Source organism: Campylobacter ornithocola (genome assembly GCF_013201605.1).
Taxonomy (GTDB): domain Bacteria; phylum Campylobacterota; class Campylobacteria; order Campylobacterales; family Campylobacteraceae; genus Campylobacter_D; species Campylobacter_D ornithocola.
The window spans coordinates 1,135,576-1,152,709 of the sequence record NZ_CP053848.1 but is presented as its reverse complement, the minus strand read 5'-3'; the positions used below and the strand labels follow the sequence as shown (position 1 = coordinate 1,152,709).

The window sequence follows — 17,134 nt, the reverse complement described above, 5'->3', positions numbered from 1 at the left end:
AATGAAGGATTAAAAATGGCTACACAAATTCTTTTATTAGAAGATGATATTAATTTAGGGGAAATTGTTAGTGAATTTTTAGAAGAAGAAGGCTTTGTAGTTACTTTAGTGGATAATGCTCAAGATGCACAAGATAAAGCTTATGAAAAAAATTTTGATTTGTGGATTTTAGATGTAAAGGTTCCGCAAGGTAATGGTTTTAGTGTGCTTAAAAATTTAAGAGAGGCAGGTAAATATACACCGGCTATCTTTATGACTTCATTAAACACAACTATAGATTTGCAAAAAGGTTTTGAAAGTGGTTGTGATGATTACATTAAAAAGCCTTTTGAGTTGGAGGAATTAAAAATAAGAATTAATGCTATTTTAAAACGTTCTTTTGCGCATAAAAATGAAGACTATGAAGATTTAGGAAATGGTTTTAAATTTGCTTTTGTTTCACAAACTTTATATCAAGATGATAAACCTTTGGTTTTACCCTTAAAAGAATTGAAGCTTTTATCTTTGCTTTTGAAAAATAAAGGTAAATTTGTAGATGTTGCTTATATTTTTGAAGAAATTTGGGAGTACGATCAAGAGCCAAGTGAGCTTAGTTTAAGAGCTTATGTGAAAAATTTGCGAAAGATTTTGGGGAAAGACAGTATTATTAATCAAAGGGGTAGAGGGTATTGTTATGCATGAGGCCAAGCGTGTTGCATGGCAAATTCTTTCTTTGTATTTGATAAGTATAGGAAGTATTCTTGTAGTACTTTTTGGTATATGGTATGCTAAGCTAATAGAGGAGCTAGTGAGTGAATATAGCATAAAACTAAGACAAGAGCATCGTTTTGTGATTTTACAAATGGAAAAATTGCGTTTTGAGCCTATAGAAAAAGGTGCTAAAAAAATCGCTCAAATTTCTAATATAAAATTTGCAATATTTGATAGGTCTAAAGTATATTTTTCTAATCTTGACTTGCCCGCTCAAACAACTTTTTTTAAACTAAACAATGCAAATATCTATAATAATAATACTTTGATTTATATAGCTGATGTAAATTTGAATAATTTATTGCTTGTAAATACTCAAAATCAAAGTGCTTTAGAAATTTTAGGTGATGTAAATCGTTTGAGAGTTTTGATACAAGGTAATGATATTTCCAAAGAACTCGGATTTATAAGGTTCAAAGTGGCTTTAGCTATGGTTTTTTCTTTGATTTTTGTAAGTGTAATGGGGTATTTGATCCTTAAATTTGCACTAAAGCCTTTAGAAATGAGAATAAGATTTTTAAATAATTTCATAAAAGACACTACTCATGAAATCAATACGCCAATTAGTGCGATATTAATGAGTGTAGAGAGTTTGGAAAGAAAAAATAATTTTGAAGAAATCAAGGCTTTAAAGCGTGTAAAAATAGCCGCTTTGACTTTGAGTCATTTGTATTCAGATTTAACTTTTTTAAATTTTTCTCAAGCTTATGAAGCTAAAAAAGATTGGATGTTTTTAAAAGATTTGATTAGAGAGAGAATGGAATATTTTAAGATATTTTTAGAACAAAAAAATATTAATTTAGAGCTATCTTTGGAAAATGAAGGAAAAATTTATGCCAATAAAGAGCAATTTTTTAAAATGTTTGATAATCTTGTTAATAATGCTATAAAATATAATGTAAAAAATGGTCATATTAAAATAATGCTTTTGGAGCAAAGACTTATAATAGAAGATAGCGGTTGTGGTATCGCAAAAGAAAATTTAGTTAATATTTTTGAGCGATATTCAAGATTTAATGAAAATCAAGGTGGTTTTGGTATAGGGCTTTCTTTGGTCGATAAAATTTGCAAAGATCATAATATTGATATAAAAGTAGAAAGTGAGTTAAATAAAGGAACAAAATTTATTTTAAGTTGGAAAAATTAAAATTATTTATTACTCATTTTAGCTCTTTCTTTGGCATTTATAAGCGTTGTGATAAATTCATTTAAATTTTTAGTATCGCTTTGATTTAGAGTTTGTGGGGTATGATTTAGCATTTGAGTGATTAAAAGCTCATTGCTTAAGTCATTATCGCCAAATTCTCTAGCTTTTTGTAAAATTTTCAAAGCAAGTAAATTTTTTACTTCATACATTTTAATCCTTTAAATAAATTACGCTAACAATGCGCTTTGGAGTTTGATTTTTTCTGTAAGAAAAAAATCTCTCATCATCAAAAGTACAAAGATTGATATCAAAAATATCTTTAATTCCTAATTCTTTTGCTTGAAATTTAATTAATGCTTTTAAATCAAGCTTATTTTCATGTAAAAAAGGCACAAAATTTTCTTTGCTATAGTTTAAAATTTCGCCATTAATTTCATAATTTTTAGCACAAATTCCTGCTGAAATGATGAGTTTTAAATTCTTTGTTTGAGTGTTAAAACTTTCTTGCATTTTTAAAACAGCTTCTTTTAAGATATTTTCAAAACAACCTTTTCTACCTGAATGCAAAGCTGCTACGGCTTTATTTTTATCATCATATAAAAGCAAAGGCAAACAGTCAGCACTTAAAATACATAAAGCTACATTTTTTTCGTTGCTCATTATTCCATCAGCATTAAAATGAAAATCTTTATTATAATGAGTGATGATATTAGAATGAATTTGATTTAAGAATACACACTTTTTTATCGAATTTTCCCAAGGAAAAATGTTATTACAAATCTTTGCTCTAAAAATATTATAATCTTGATCAAAAGCAACAAAAGCTTTTGCAAAATCATTTTCTAATAAAGTGATGTAATCTTGTCTATTTGTTGCCATGAAATTTCTTTTTTATAATTTAATTGTCTGTGTATATATCTTGCTAAAAGATCGCTTTCTATATTAACGCGTCTTCCTATGGTATAGTTTTTAAACAAAGTTTCATTAAAGGTTATAGGAATGATAGTTAAGCGAATACCATCTTTTAAAACTTCATTGATAGTTAAGCTTACTCCATCTATGGCTACGCTTGCTTTATTTGCCATGTAAATTTGTATATCATCAGGACATTTAATATAAAAATCAACCCCGTTTTCTTTTTTAGAAATATTAATAATTTCACCTATGCCATCAATATGTCCTTGCATTAAATGCCCATCTATTCTATCACCATAAGCTAGTGCAGGTTCAATATGTACATAATCTTTTAAATTTTCAATAGCTATATGAGTTCTTGTTTCATAAGAAAGTTCAAGATTAAAACCATCATCAAAAAGTTTTGTTACGCTTAAGCATACACCGTTGACTGCTATGCTATCACCTAGTTTTGGTTTGTAACTTGCTTTTAATCTTAAAGTGTTATTTTGATATGATTTAACAAAGGCTAATTCGCGGATTAATCCATTAAACATTTAATACCTTTAATTTTTATGAGATTTTATCTAAAACTTTTAAATTTCAAAAAGCATTTTTAGTATTTTATTTTAAAAAATATTATATAATTTTTGCCTTTTTATAAAAATGAGGTCAAAATATGTATGATATAATCGTAATAGGTGGCGGACATGCTGGGGTTGAAGCAAGTGCTGCTGCTGCTAGAATGGGCAAAAAAACTTTACTTTTAACAACTTTAATCGAACAAATTGGTGCTGCAAGTTGTAATCCTGCCATAGGTGGCTTAGCAAAAGGACATTTGGTAAAAGAGCTTGATGCTATGGGTGGACTTATGGGACAAATTACCGATGAGGCTGGAATTCAATTTAGAATTTTAAATGAAAGCAAAGGTGTTGCAGTGCGTGGAAGTAGGGCACAAATTGATATGGATGCTTATAGAGTTTGTGCTAGAAATATGCTTTTAAAACTTGAAAATTTAGAAATTTCTCAAGAACAAGTTTTGTCTTTGATTATTGAAAATGATGAACTTAAAGGGGTTAAAACTAATTTAGAAAATACATATTTTGCTAAAAAAATCATACTTACAACAGGAACTTTTTTAAATGGGCTTATCCATGTAGGCGAAACTAAGCTTCAAGCAGGTAGGGTAGGCGAGCTTGCGTCTGTGATTTTAGGTGAGTATTTAAAGCAAAGTGGTTTAAAAGTAGGAAGATTAAAAACAGGAACTTGCCCAAGAGTGGATGCTAAAAGTATTGATTTTAGTGTTTTAGAAATTCAACCTGGAGATGAAAACCCTAAAGCTTTTAGTTTTAAAACAAAAAATTTCAAGCCTAATCAACTTCCGTGTTATATAGCAAGAACAAATTTAAAAACACATGAAATTATAAAAAGCAATTTTTACCGCGCTCCGCTTTTTACAGGGCAAATTGAAGGTATAGGACCAAGATATTGTCCTTCTATAGAGGATAAAATTAATCGTTTTGGTGATAAAGAAAGTCATCATTTATTTATAGAACCACAAACTAAAGATGCGACAGAATATTATATTAATGGTTTTTCCACTTCGCTTCCTTATGAAGTACAAATTGCAATGTTAAGAAGTATAAAAGGTTTTAAAAATGCTAAAATCACACGTTTTGGCTATGCTATAGAGTATGATTATATTGATCCAACGGAATTAAAACATACTTTAGAAACTAAAAAAATAAAAAATTTATATTGTGCTGGGCAAATTAATGGAACTACTGGCTATGAAGAAGCTGCTGTGCAAGGTTTTATGGCAGGGGTGAATGCGGTTTTAGCAATTGATGAAAAAGATCCTTTTGTGTTAAGGCGTGATGAGGCTTATATAGGGGTGTTGATTGATGATTTGGTGATGAAAGGCACAAAAGAACCTTATAGAATGTTCACTTCAAGAGCCGAATATAGGCTACTTTTAAGAGAAGAAAATGCTATTTTAAGACTTGGAGAATATGGATATAATTTTAAACTTTTAAGTCAAGAAGATTATACGTATATTGACAATATAAAACAAAATGTCGATAAGGGACTTGAGTTTTTACTTCAAACCACATGGACACCAAGCAATCAAAACAATGAATTTTTGCAAAGCATTAAAGAGGAAAAAATCACCTCTATGGTAAGTTTGCAAAAGATTGTCGCAAGAGCGAGTTTTAATATAGAAAAATTAAGAGCTTTAGATGAAATGTTTAAAAATATGGATGAGTATTCTTTAAATGAAATTTTAAATGAAGCAAAATATTATCATTATATAGCAATGCAAAAAGCACAAATAGAAAAAATGAAAAATTTAAATGAGTTAAAAATCCCTGAAAATTTTGACTTTAAAAGTGTGAGTGGTTTGAGTAATGAAGTAGTAGAAAAACTGCAAAAATTTAATCCACCAACTATTTTTGCTGCTTCACAAATTAGTGGTATCACTCCTGCTGCTTTGGATATTTTGCATATTTATATCAAAATGAAAAAATGATTTTTTTGATCTTTTTATCGACGCTAATTTTGTTATTTTGGCGTCCTTTTTCCTTGCCAATATGGGTATATTCTATTTTGGGTGCGGTAATTTGTCTTGTAGTGAATAAAGTTAATATGCAAGATATGGTTTTTGTTTTTAATATAATTTGGGATAGCTCTTTAACTCTTATAGGATTGATTTTAATTTCTTTAGTGCTTGAGAGAAGTGGATTTTTTGATTTTGTATCTATAAAAATTTTACAATTTTCAAAAACAAAAAGAAACAATATAAGTTTAAAAAAACTTCTTTTTTATTTATTAATTTTCACTTCAATTGTAACAAGTTTTTTAGGTAATGATGGAGCTATTTTAGTTGTTACTCCTATAGTTGTAGCTATTATATCTAAATTCAAATTTGATAAAAAAAATGACAAGTATAAATGCATATACTTATTGCTTTTTATCGGTTTTTGTTGTGATTTTTTGTCTAATACTTTGATTGTTTCTAATCTAACTAATATTATTACAGCAGAATATTTTCATATAAATTTTTTTATTTTTTTAAAAAATATGTTAATACCTAGTATTTTAGTTTTTATTGTATTTGCTTGGGTATGTAATGTTTTAGCCAAAAGAATTTTACCTAAAAATGCATACTTTTTAACTGCGGATAACCCTTGTTCTAAAAATATTTTTATTCTTAATTTAATTTACTTATTTGTATTTGCTATTGGACTTTTGTTTGTAGATAAGGTAAATATACCTATGGGTGTTTTTACTTTATCTGCTGCTTTTATTCTTATGATGTTAAATTATAAGAAAAATATTGATATTAAAATTTTAAAAAAAGCACCTTGGGGAATTTTGATTTTTAGTTTCGGATTATATGTTGTTGTATATGGTGTTTATAAAGAAATTGATAATGAATTTGTTTTGCAGTGGGTGCAATTTTGGAGTAATTATGATTTTGCAGGATTGTTAGTTTTAGGTTTTACTTCAGCTATTTTTTCTTCTATTTTTAATAACTTACCAACTATTATGATTGGAAATTTGGTTTTAAATGATTATTTTAATAATTTTTTTTACTATAAAGAATTAATTTATATTCATATTTTAGGCTGTAATATAGGTTCTAAATTAACACCAATAGGATCTTTATCTACTTTATTATGGTTTGGAATATTGTTAAAATATAATATCAAAATTAAACTAAAAGATTATTTTTTATATGCTTTTATATTTAGTATTTTTGTATTGTTTTTTGCAATTTTGGGAATAAAAATTAATATGTATTTATTTTAAAAGTAAAACTTAAATAAAATTTTTTTGCAAAAGAAAAAATTTATTTTTTTTTAGATAAACTGCTATGTTTCACATACAAATCAAAACAAAGGAAGTAAAATGGCTACATCTGAAAGTAGACGAAGCTTTATGGGCTTTGCCTTTGGAACAGTAGCTGCTGTGGGTGGTGCTTTTTCATTAGTTGCAATGAAAAAAACATGGGATCCGCTCCCAAGTGTAAAAGCAGCAGGTGTTACTACTGTAGATCTTTCTGGTATGAAGGAAGGCGAGCTAAGAACGATTGAATGGCGTAAAAAGCCTATATTTATATTAAAAAAAGATGCAGATATGGCAAAAGATAGCAATAGAGATGTTGTTGTAGGTGATGTTGCTTATACTGTAGTTATCGGTCTTTGTACACATTTAGGCTGTATTCCAGCTTATGCTCCAAGTGAAAAATTATTTAAATGTGCATGTCATGGTGGCGAATTTGACACTAGTGGTAAAAATGTATTTGGTCCTCCTCCAAGACCTTTGGATATCCCTCCTTTTAGAATTGATGGGACAAAATTAGTATTAGGTGAAGAAGGTCCAGAATACAAAAAAATGATCGCGGAGGCTTGATATGGCGCAGATAAAAAAAGCAAATGGTATTATAGATTGGCTTGATCAAAGATTAGCTGTAAACAAGCTTTTTAATGTCTTAATGGCTCAATATTGGATACCAAAGCAAATTAACTTTTTATGGGCAATGGGTGTTATTTTAACTACTCTTTTTGCTATTTTATTTATTTCAGGTTTATTCTTAGTAATGTATTATAAGCCAGATGTGGCTTTAGCTTTTGATAGTGTAAATAAAACTATCATGCAAGAGGTAGAGTATGGTTGGCTTTGGCGTCATATGCATGGTGTGGCTGCTTCGGTTGTGTTTTTGATTATATATATTCATATGCTAACAGGAATTTATTATGGCTCTTATAAAAAAGGCCGTGAGATGATTTGGATTAGCGGTATGCTTTTATTTGTGGTATTTTCAGCAGAAGCATTTAGTGGGTACATGCTACCTTGGGGGCAGATGAGCTTTTGGGCTGCTCAAGTTATTACACAGCTTTTTGGTGGAATTCCTTTTATAGGTGATGCATTGGTTGTTTGGATAAGGGGGGATTTTGCAGTATCTGATCCAACTTTAACTAGATTTTTCATGTTGCATGTATGTTTATTACCTATTGTAATTTTGGCAATTATTGCATTTCACTTTTATTCTTTAAGAATTCCTCATGTAAATAATGAAATTTCAGAAGAAATTGATTTTGATTTAGAAGCAGAAAAATATTTAGCAGGTGATACAAAAGGCTCTAAAGTTATTCCTTTTTGGCCAGGATTTTTGGCAAAAGACTTTATGTATATTGCTTTATTTATGATTTTCTTCTTTTATTTGGTATGTTTTAAATTTAACTTTGCAATGGATCCAATTAACTTTGACCCTGCAAATTCTTTAAAAACTCCTCCTCATATTTATCCTGAATGGTATTTCTTGTGGAGTTATGAAGTATTGAGAGGATTTTTCTTTGATGTTGGAAGTATTAAAGCTTTTGATATAGGACTTGCAGCATTTGGTGTAGCACAAATTATATTCTTCTTGTTGCCTTGGCTTGATAGAAGTGATGTTGTAAAACCAGCACACGAAAGACCAATGTTTTTTGTATGGTTTTGGATATTATTGATAGATTTAATTGTACTAACAGTTTATGGAAAGCTTCCTCCAACAGGAATTAATGCTTGGATAGGATTTTATGCTTCTATGGTATTTTTACTATTATTGTTAGTAGTATTACCAATTATTACTATCATGGAAAGAAAAAGGGGCTAATAATGAGAGAATTAAAAATATTTTTTGTAGTTGTCTTTTTCACAGGTTTAGTTTATTGGGGAGTTGAGCCTTATGCACATTCAGTGATGAATCCTCCTTCAACTCCGGTTAATTTTGACTTTGCAAAAGCTGATGCGGAATTTACCAAAGGTGAAGTTGCTTTAAAAGAAAAAGCAGCGATGGATGCTAATATTTCAGGAAGTGAAAAAGCTATAGCTAATGCTCAAAAAGCATTAGATCTCGCCAAAAGTCAAGAAGAAGCTACTAAACAATTGTGGGAAAAAATCGCAAAAATTGATTTTAGTAAAGGTAATGTGCAAAAAGGTAAAGAATTATTTGAAGGAAATTGTATTGCATGCCATGGTGTAAAAGCTGCTGGAATCCCTGCTACTATCACAGATTCTTCTTTAGGTGTAACGCCTCCTGATTTGAGTGATGCAGGTGCTATTTATGATGAGAAATTTTTAACGGCATTAATTATTGATCCGGTTAAAGCTTTGCAAATTTCACATAAATTTAATGATGAAAATCCATTCTTGATGCCTGCTTATCCTTTAAGTGGTGACGAAGCACAAGATAATCAAGATTTGGCAGATTTAATTGCGTTCTTTAAAAACACAGCTAATGAGTATGAAAAAGAATTTGAAGCTAAATTAAAAGCAGACTTGGATGAAAAATATGCTAAAAATCAAGAACTTTCAGAACAAGCAAAAACAGCTTTAATTGCAAAAGAATTTGATTTTGCTAAAAGTAAACATACATTTGAAAATGCTTGTGGAAGATGCCATGATGTAAAATATGATGGTTTTGTTTCAAGTTCAAACATGAGTGATTTAAAAAATTATCTTGGTATGACCCCTCCAGATTTATCAATGATGATTCGTTCTAAGGGTGCAAGTTATCTTGAAATTTTTATCAATGAGCCTCAAAAGAAAATTCATGGCACAGCTATGCCAAGAGTTGGTCTAAATGAAAAAGCACAAACTCAAGTTATTAGTTATCTTGAAAAAGTTGGTGATAGCAAAAAAGAAGAAAGAGAACAAACAGGAATTTATATCATGATATTCTTTGCCATCTTAAGTATTTTTGCCATAGGTTGGAAAAGATCGGTTTGGTCTAAACTACACTAATTTACTCAAAGAACGCCATAAGGCGTTCTTTTTCTTCAACAATAAGCTAAATATAAAATAAAATTTGATACACTATATCTTCATTTCGCACGCATTAATTTCCTTATTAGGTTGCTTATGAGTTAAAGAATGCGGAGGAATAAACCTAATTATTTTATTTCAAGGAGAATTTCATGGTAAGCATGAGAGATTTATTAGAGTGTGGTGTACACTTTGGACACCAAACAAGAAGATGGAATCCAAAAATGAAAAAATTTATTTTTGGAGAAAGAAAAGGTATTTATGTAATTGATTTACAAAAAACACTTAGATATTTTAGATATACATATAATATCGTTCGCGACGCTGCAGCAGAAGGTAAAACAATTTTATTTGTTGGTACTAAAAAACAAGCTGGTGGAGCGATTAAAGAATATGCTGAAAAATGTGGTATGCCTTATGTAAATCACAGATGGCTTGGTGGTATGATGACTAACTTTGGAACAATCCGTCAATCTATTAGAAAATTAGAAGTTATAGAAAAAATGGAAGAAGATGGCAGTATCAAGCTTTTGACTAAAAAAGAAGCATTAATGCTTACTAGAAAAAAAGAAAAATTGCTAGCATATCTTGGCGGTATTAGATATATGAAAACTCAACCTGATATGATTTTTGTTATTGATACTGTTAAAGAAAAAATTGCAGTACAAGAAGCTAATAGATTAAAAATTCCTGTGGTTGCTCCATTAGATACAAATTGTGATCCTGATTTGGTTGATTTTCCAATTCCAGGAAATGATGATGCGATTCGCTCAGTCCAACTTTTTTGTCAAGAAATGGCTGAGGCAATCAATGAGGGTAAAGCTTTAAGGGAGCAAGATGGTGAGATTAGCGAAGAGCAACCAGTTTCTGAAGAAGAAAAAAAAGAAGTTTTGGAAGAAGCTATGAGTGAAGAAGATTTTGAAGGAGATAAAGAGTAATGGCTGAAATCACTGCACAAATGGTAAAAGAACTGCGCGAAAGTACTGGCGCAGGTATGATGGATTGCAAAAATGCTTTAAAAGACACAGATGGTGATTTTGAAAAAGCAGTACAGCTTTTGAGAGAAAAAGGGCTTGGAAAAGCTGATAAAAAAGCTGATCGTTTGGCTGCTGAAGGTTTGGTAAGTGTAAAAGTAAGTGATGATTTTAAATGTGCAACTGTTAGTGAAATTAACTCAGAAACAGATTTTGTTGCTAAAAATGAACAATTTATTGCTTTAACAAAAGATACAACAGCACATATTCAAGCTAAAAGTCTACAAAACGTTGAAGAATTACATTCAAGTGAGATCAATGGCGTTAAATTTGAAGAGTATTTAAAAAGTCAAATTGCAACTATTGGTGAAAATCTAGTTGTAAGAAGATTTGCTACTTTAAAAGCAGGTACTAATGGTATAGTAAATGGTTATATTCATACTAATGGTCGTGTAGGAGTAGTTATTGCTGCAGCTTGTGATAGCGAAGCTACGGCTAATAAATGTGGAGATTTTTTAAAGCATATTTGTATGCATATTGCTGCAATGAAGCCAAGTTATTTATCTTATGAAGAACTTGATATGGATTTTGTAGAAAATGAATACAAAGCTTTGGTTGCTGAATTAGAAAAGGAAAATGAAGAAAGAAGAAGACTAAAAGATCCTAATAAACCAGAGCATAAAATTCCAAAATATGCAAGTAGAAAACAATTAACTCAAGAGGTAATTCAAGTAGCTGAAGAGGCTATTAAAGCTGAGCTTCAAGCACAAGGTAAACCAGAAAAAATTTGGCCTAATATTATTCCAGGTAAATTAAATAGTTTTATCGCAGATAATTCTCAACTTGATAGTAGACTTACTTTAATGGGTCAATTTTATGTAATGGATGATAAAAAAACTATCGAGCAAGTAATTGCTGATAAAGAAAAAGAGCTAGGTGGAACTATCAAAATAGTGGAATTTATTCGTTTTGAAGTAGGCGAAGGTCTAGAAAAGAAAACCGAAGATTTTGCTGCTGAAGTTGCTGCACAAATTGGTTAAAAATGGAACTTTTAAAAGCGGAAAATTTAAGCCATAGTTTTGATATTTCGCTTTTTAAAAATTTAAATTTTACTGTAAATACAAAAGATTGTATTGCGATATGTGGAAGTAGTGGATGTGGTAAATCCACTCTTTTGCATATTTTATCTACCTTGTTAAAACCTCAATCAGGAAAAGTTTTTTATAACAATCAAGACTTATATAGTTTAGATGATAATGCTTTACTAGAAATTCGTAGAAAAGATTTTGGAATTATTTTTCAAATGCATTATTTATTTAAAGGATTTTTGACTTTTGAAAATATAGAGCTTGCTAGTGTTTTGAGTGAGCAAAGTATTAATTATGAATTATTAAAAAAACTTGATATTGCAGATTTAATGAATCAAAAAATCACAAAGCTAAGTGGCGGACAGCAACAAAGAGTAAGTATCGCTAGGGTTTTAAGCAAGAAGCCAAAGATTATTTTTGCTGATGAAGCTACCGGAAATTTAGATTTTAAAAATGCTTTAAATGTAATGGATATTTTGATTGATTATATTAAAGAAAACAATGCAGCTTTGATTTTTGTTACACATGATCAAGAACTTGCCAAAAAATGCGATGAGGTATTTTATTTAAATAATCATGGAATTTGTTAAATATTTAGGTGATGAAAATGTAGTTATCTTCATGCTTTTATTTGCTAGAATGAGTGGTTTGATTGTATTTTTTCCTTTTTTTTCTCACAATAGCATACCTTTAGTGGTAAAAACAACCTTAGCTTTATTTTTAACAATGTTTTTATATCCTTTAGCAAAGCTTGAGGGCAATACACCTGATTCATTTTTTATTTTATATCTTTTAAGTGAAGTGCTTTTTGGTATGATAGCAGGGTTAGTTTTGCAAATGATTTTTGCCATTTTGCAAATGGCAGGTGAGCAGATTTCTTTTACTATGGGGTTTTCTATGGCTAGTGTCATGGATCCTACGACTGGTACAAACACCCCTGTAATTTCACAAGTTTTAAATTTATTAGCTTTACTTGTATTTTTAACATTTGATGGACATCATCTAGTTTTGCTTTTTGTATCCAACTCATTAGAATATATTAGTTTAGGTGGATTTTATCCACATGAAAATTTAATGCTTTATTTAAATAAGGCCATGGTAAATATTTTTGTGTTAGGTTTTTCTATGGCTTTTCCGGTTTTGGCTATATCTTTACTATCAGATGTGATTTTTGGTATGCTAATGAAAACTATGCCTCAGTTTAATCTTTTAGTGGTGGGGTATCCTATTAAGATATTTTTATCTTTTGCAGTACTTATTGCTATTTTACTTATTATGATGCAGTATTTTAAAAATTTAATAATGAAAAGTTTTGAGTATATGGAATTGTTATTTTTTAATATATAAGCAATAAATAATTAAAAATGTTTTAAAATAAGATATTTCTTTAATTTTTGGGAGATGACAAATGAAGGTTATGCTGATAAATTCTAATACAGCTGTTTCAAAACTAATCAGTTTAGGAGTTCAAAAATTAGGTCATGATTTTGAAGAAGTTGCAAATGTTGAAGAGCTTGGAGAATTTTATGATGTCATTATAATAGATCATGATATTGAAGCTAATTTAGATGATTTAAAAGACAAATGCAATAGATTGATTTATTTACTACCTAGAAATCAAGATCAAAAAGAAGGTATAGAGTGTTTATATAAGCCATTTTTACCTACTGATTTTATAGAACTTTTGGGCGGAGAAAAAACTTTGAGTGAAGATAAAAATAACACTTTAGAAGAAGATGAATTGAGTTTTGATGATGATGTGTTAATTGATAAAGATACACCTTTAGATGGGAATGAGCTTTTAGCTGGTATTGATTTATCTGAACATGAAGAGAATTTGAGTGAAGATGATTTAAGTTTACAAGAAGAGTTTTTCGAAGAAAATTTAGATGATAAATTAAAAGTCGATAATACGCTAGAAATAGCAAGTGAATTAGTAGATGAGAAAAAAGTAGAAGATGACTTGATGTTATCAGATGATTTGAGTGAAGAAAATATAGAAGAAAATATAGAAGAAAATATAGAAGAAAATATAGAAGAAAATATAGAAGAAAATATAGAAGAAAATATAGAAGAAAATATAGAAGAAAATATAGAAGAAAATATAGAAGAAAATATAGAAGAAAATATAGAAGAAAATATAGAAGAAAATATAGAAGAAAATATAGAAGAAAATATAGAAGAAAATATAGAAGAAAATATAGAAGAAAATATAGAAGAAAATATAGAAGAAAATATAGAAGAAAATATAGAAGAAAATATAGAAGAAAATATAGAAGAAAATATAGAAGAAAATATAGAAGAAAATATAGAAGAAAATATAGAAGAAAACCCCGCCGAATTTAATTCTTTTGATGAGTTGCCTATGGTTGAAGAAATAGGCGAAAAAGAGATGAATTTTGATGATTTGCCCGAAGATGCTCAATTTATTGGCAAGGAAAAAGAAGATAGCTTAGTTACAGAAGAAAATGAGCCTTTAGTAGAAGAAGTTTTAGAAGATGATAGTTTGGATGATTTTCAACTAGAAGAAGAGGAATTAAGCACTCAAGATAAAATCAAAGAAGAACTAGCAGCTATTGATGAGTTGGATGAAGAATTTAGTAGTCTTGATGAAGAGTTAATGCAAGATTTTAATACCCAAAAAACAGATAGTAACGAGAATGTGCAATCAAGTGGTGTTTTGATAGAGGAAAATATAGAGGAAAATATGGGCGAAATTTTAGATGATGTGCAAGATGAATTTGCAAATTTAAATGAAAATGATATTATGTTAGCTTTAGGCGAAGAGCTTGTTCCAATTATTGTAGAAAAAGAAGAAAAGAATGAGACAAACAATACCCAATTAGAAACAGAAAATTTACAAGAAAATGAAGTGGTAAATGAGCTTAGTAAAAGTATAGCTCAAACTATTACTTCAAGCATTACTGATGATACTTTAAAAGCAGCCTTAAAAGGTATGAAAATGAATATAAATATCAATATAAGCTTTGATGAGGATAAACATTGAGTGGTCAAATTTTAATTATCTCAGGGCCAAGTGGAGCAGGAAAAAGCACTTTACTCCAAAGGCTTTTTAAAGAAAAAGATAATATTTATTTTTCTATTTCAAGTACAACAAGAGCTCCAAGAGAAAATGAAAAAAATGGAGTAGATTATTTTTTTATCAGCGAAGAAGAATTTAAACAAGGTATAGAAAAGGGTGAATTTTTAGAATGGGCTTTGGTACATAAAAATTATTATGGTACCTCTTTAATACCTGTAAAAAAAGCATTGCAAGAGGGTAGAAGTGTTATTTTTGATATTGATGTACAAGGTTTTTGTATAGCTAAAGAAAAAATGTCAGATTACATTACTTCTGTATTTATTACAACTAAAGATAAAAAAGAACTTGAAAAAAGATTACTTAAGCGAAATACTGATAAAATAGAAGATATTAGCAAAAGATTAGAAAATGCTAGTGATGAAATGGCTTATTTAGATCGATATGATTTTTTAATCATAAATGATGATCTTGAAAAAAGCTATAGGCAATTAGAAGCAGTTTTTGAGGCTTCGAAATTAAAAAGCACAAAACATGATTTAAAACAAATTCAAATTCAATGGAATAAAGGAGAATAAAATGCATATGCCAAGCGGAACTCAATGGTTGATTATATTACTTATTGTAGTGTTACTTTTTGGTGCAAAAAAAATTCCAGAACTTGCGAAAGGTTTAGGAAAAGGTATTAAAACTTTTAAAGATGAAATGAATACCGAAGATGATAAAAAAATTGTTCAAGATGATGCACAAAAAATCGAAAAAATCAATGAAAAAGATGTTCTTGCAAAAGAAAATAACGAAGAAGTAAAAAAAGCTTAAGGTAAAAAACATTGAAAACTTTAGTTTACAAAGAAATTAAAGAAAAACTAGGAAAAGATTTTATCTTAGAAAACCCTAAAAATAAAAATTTGGCACATTTTGCTACACCTTTGGCTTTTTCATTGGCTAAAGAATTAAAGCAAAATCCCATGATAATCGCTAACGATATTGTTGTTAAGTTAAAAGATTGCGAATGTTTTGAAAGTGTAGAAGCTTTAAATGGTTATGTAAATTTTAAACTTTCAAGAAATTTTCTGAATTCTTTAGCAACAAAAGCTTTAAAAAATAGTGAAAATTTTGCAAAGGATAACAAAAAAGAGCAGAGTTTTTTACTTGAATATGTTAGTGCAAATCCAACTGGGCCTTTGCATATAGGACATGCTAGAGGTGCTATTTTTGGAGATACTTTAGCTAGAGTAGCTAGACACTTAGGATATAAATTTGATACAGAATATTATGTCAATGATGCAGGTAATCAAATTTATCTTTTAGGTCTTTCTATATTACTTGCGGTAAAAGAACATTGTTTAAAGGAGCAAGTTAGATACCCTGATGAATATTACAAGGGGGAATATATTATAGATATAGCAAAAGAAGCCTTTGGTGAATTTGAAAAAGATTTTTTTATAGAAAAAAATATCCCACAATTGGCTATTTGGGCTAAGGATAAGATGTTAAAAATCATCAAACAGAATTTGGCTGATGCTAAGATATTTATTGATGTTTATGTGAGTGAAACAAACTATTATAATGAATTAGAAAATACTTTAAAAGCCTTAAAAGAGCATGGTGGAATTTACGAGCAAGAAGGTAAAATTTGGCTTGCATCAAGTGCTAAGGGAGATGAAAAAGATCGTGTGATCATTAAAGATGATGGTAAAGGAACTTACTTAGCTGCTGATATAGTTTATCATAAAGATAAAATGAGCCGTGGTTATGATAAGTGTATCAATATATGGGGAGCTGATCATCATGGCTATATAGCTAGAATGAAAGCTGCTATGGAATTTTTAGGTCATGATAGTCAAAATCTTGAAATTATTTTAGCACAAATGGTTTCACTTTTAAAAAATGGTGAACCTTATAAGATGAGCAAAAGAGCAGGAAATTTTATCTTAATGGGTGATGTTTTAGAAGAGCTTGGTAGTGATGTATTAAGATATATTTTTATTAGTAAAAAATGTGATACGCATTTAGAATTTGATGTGGATGAATTTAAAAAAGAAGATAGTTCTAATCCTGTATATTATATTAACTATGCTCATGCAAGAATTCATCAAGTATTCGCTAAAGCAGGTAAGAGTGTAGATAATGTTATGTATGCTAAGTTTGAAAATCTAAATGAAGATGGCATGAATCTTTTATTTGAAAGTTTAAATTTAAAAGCAGTGCTTAATGATGCGTTTGAGTCAAGGGCTTTACAGAAAATTCCTGATTATTTGAAAAATTTGGCCTCATTATTTCATAAATTTTACAATGAAAATAAAGTTGTTGGCTCAAGCAATGAAGATGAACTTTTAAAACTTTTTGCCGTATGTGCCTTAAGTATTAAAACGGCTTTTGCTCTTATGGGAATAGAAGCGAAAAATAAAATGAATCACGATTAATT

At 29.2% G+C, this 17,134-nt stretch carries 18 protein-coding genes; 15 read left to right on the top strand and 3 right to left on the bottom strand.

What is annotated here, in order from left to right; translation table 11 throughout:
- Positions 1-15 precede the first annotated feature (15 nt).
- Positions 16-681 (top strand): two-component system response regulator DccR, encoded by a 666-nt coding sequence (gene dccR, locus CORN_RS05955; RefSeq protein ID WP_066008740.1) that lies wholly within the window; start codon positions 16-18, stop codon positions 679-681.
- Entirely contained in the window at positions 674-1,897 is a 1,224-nt protein-coding gene (locus tag CORN_RS05950) for a sensor histidine kinase (RefSeq protein WP_066008741.1), read from the top strand. The genes dccR and CORN_RS05950 overlap by 8 nt, the downstream gene beginning before the upstream one ends.
- Before the next feature lie 2 nt (positions 1,898-1,899).
- On the opposite strand, the gene CORN_RS05945 is transcribed toward CORN_RS05950, so the two are convergent.
- The 3 genes from CORN_RS05945 to ribE are packed head-to-tail and all read right to left on the bottom strand — an operon-like array spanning position 1,900 to position 3,348.
- The gene (locus CORN_RS05945) at positions 1,900-2,106 is read right to left on the bottom strand and encodes a hypothetical protein (RefSeq protein ID WP_066008742.1); all 207 of its coding nucleotides are present in this window, start codon (positions 2,104-2,106) and stop codon (positions 1,900-1,902) included.
- 1 nt (position 2,107) lies between these two features.
- A complete protein-coding gene (pgeF, locus tag CORN_RS05940) occupies positions 2,108-2,776 on the bottom strand; it encodes a peptidoglycan editing factor PgeF (RefSeq protein WP_066008743.1) in 669 nt (222 codons plus the stop codon).
- A complete protein-coding gene (gene ribE, locus CORN_RS05935) occupies positions 2,740-3,348 on the bottom strand; it encodes a riboflavin synthase (protein WP_066008744.1) in 609 nt (202 codons plus the stop codon). Before ribE ends, pgeF begins: the two co-directional genes overlap by 37 nt.
- A gap of 122 nt (positions 3,349-3,470) precedes the next feature.
- Here ribE and mnmG point away from each other — a divergent pair, with 122 nt between their 5' ends.
- The 13 genes from mnmG (at position 3,471) to argS (ending at position 17,132) form a co-directional block, all read left to right on the top strand.
- Complete coding sequence (gene mnmG, locus CORN_RS05930) at positions 3,471-5,321, top strand: tRNA uridine-5-carboxymethylaminomethyl(34) synthesis enzyme MnmG (protein WP_066008745.1); 1,851 nt, start codon at positions 3,471-3,473, stop codon at positions 5,319-5,321.
- Positions 5,318-6,604: an ArsB/NhaD family transporter gene (locus CORN_RS05925; RefSeq protein WP_066008746.1), complete on the top strand. Its 1,287-nt coding sequence runs from the start codon at positions 5,318-5,320 to the stop codon at positions 6,602-6,604. Before mnmG ends, CORN_RS05925 begins: the two co-directional genes overlap by 4 nt.
- A 99-nt stretch (positions 6,605-6,703) precedes the next feature.
- On the top strand, positions 6,704-7,207 hold the full coding sequence (locus tag CORN_RS05920; RefSeq protein ID WP_066008747.1) for a ubiquinol-cytochrome c reductase iron-sulfur subunit: 504 nt from the start codon (positions 6,704-6,706) through the stop codon (positions 7,205-7,207).
- Position 7,208: 1 nt separating this feature from the next.
- Complete coding sequence (locus CORN_RS05915; RefSeq protein WP_066008748.1) at positions 7,209-8,453, top strand: cytochrome b; 1,245 nt, start codon at positions 7,209-7,211, stop codon at positions 8,451-8,453.
- Positions 8,454-8,455: 2 nt separating this feature from the next.
- A complete protein-coding gene (locus CORN_RS05910; protein WP_066008749.1) occupies positions 8,456-9,583 on the top strand; it encodes a c-type cytochrome in 1,128 nt (375 codons plus the stop codon).
- 173 nt (positions 9,584-9,756) lie between these two features.
- The gene (gene rpsB, locus CORN_RS05905; protein WP_066008750.1) at positions 9,757-10,542 is read left to right on the top strand and encodes a 30S ribosomal protein S2; all 786 of its coding nucleotides are present in this window, start codon (positions 9,757-9,759) and stop codon (positions 10,540-10,542) included.
- Positions 10,542-11,618, top strand: a complete 1,077-nt coding sequence (tsf, locus tag CORN_RS05900; RefSeq protein ID WP_066008751.1) for a translation elongation factor Ts — start codon at positions 10,542-10,544, stop codon at positions 11,616-11,618. Before rpsB ends, tsf begins: the two co-directional genes overlap by 1 nt.
- 2 nt (positions 11,619-11,620) lie before the next feature.
- Entirely contained in the window at positions 11,621-12,256 is a 636-nt protein-coding gene (locus CORN_RS05895; RefSeq protein WP_066008752.1) for an ABC transporter ATP-binding protein, read from the top strand.
- Positions 12,243-13,013, top strand: coding sequence for a flagellar biosynthetic protein FliR (gene fliR, locus CORN_RS05890; protein ID WP_066008753.1), 771 nt, complete (start codon positions 12,243-12,245; stop codon positions 13,011-13,013). The genes CORN_RS05895 and fliR overlap by 14 nt, the downstream gene beginning before the upstream one ends.
- 61 nt (positions 13,014-13,074) lie before the next feature.
- The gene (locus CORN_RS05885; RefSeq protein ID WP_172663986.1) at positions 13,075-14,673 is read left to right on the top strand and encodes a hypothetical protein; all 1,599 of its coding nucleotides are present in this window, start codon (positions 13,075-13,077) and stop codon (positions 14,671-14,673) included.
- Positions 14,670-15,284, top strand: coding sequence for a guanylate kinase (gene gmk / locus CORN_RS05880; protein WP_066008755.1), 615 nt, complete (start codon positions 14,670-14,672; stop codon positions 15,282-15,284). Before CORN_RS05885 ends, gmk begins: the two co-directional genes overlap by 4 nt.
- 1 nt (position 15,285) lies before the next feature.
- The gene (locus CORN_RS05875) at positions 15,286-15,525 is read left to right on the top strand and encodes a twin-arginine translocase TatA/TatE family subunit (protein WP_066008756.1); all 240 of its coding nucleotides are present in this window, start codon (positions 15,286-15,288) and stop codon (positions 15,523-15,525) included.
- A gap of 11 nt (positions 15,526-15,536) precedes the next feature.
- Entirely contained in the window at positions 15,537-17,132 is a 1,596-nt protein-coding gene (gene argS / locus CORN_RS05870) for an arginine--tRNA ligase (protein WP_066008757.1), read from the top strand.
- The last annotated feature ends 2 nt before the right edge of the window (positions 17,133-17,134 follow it).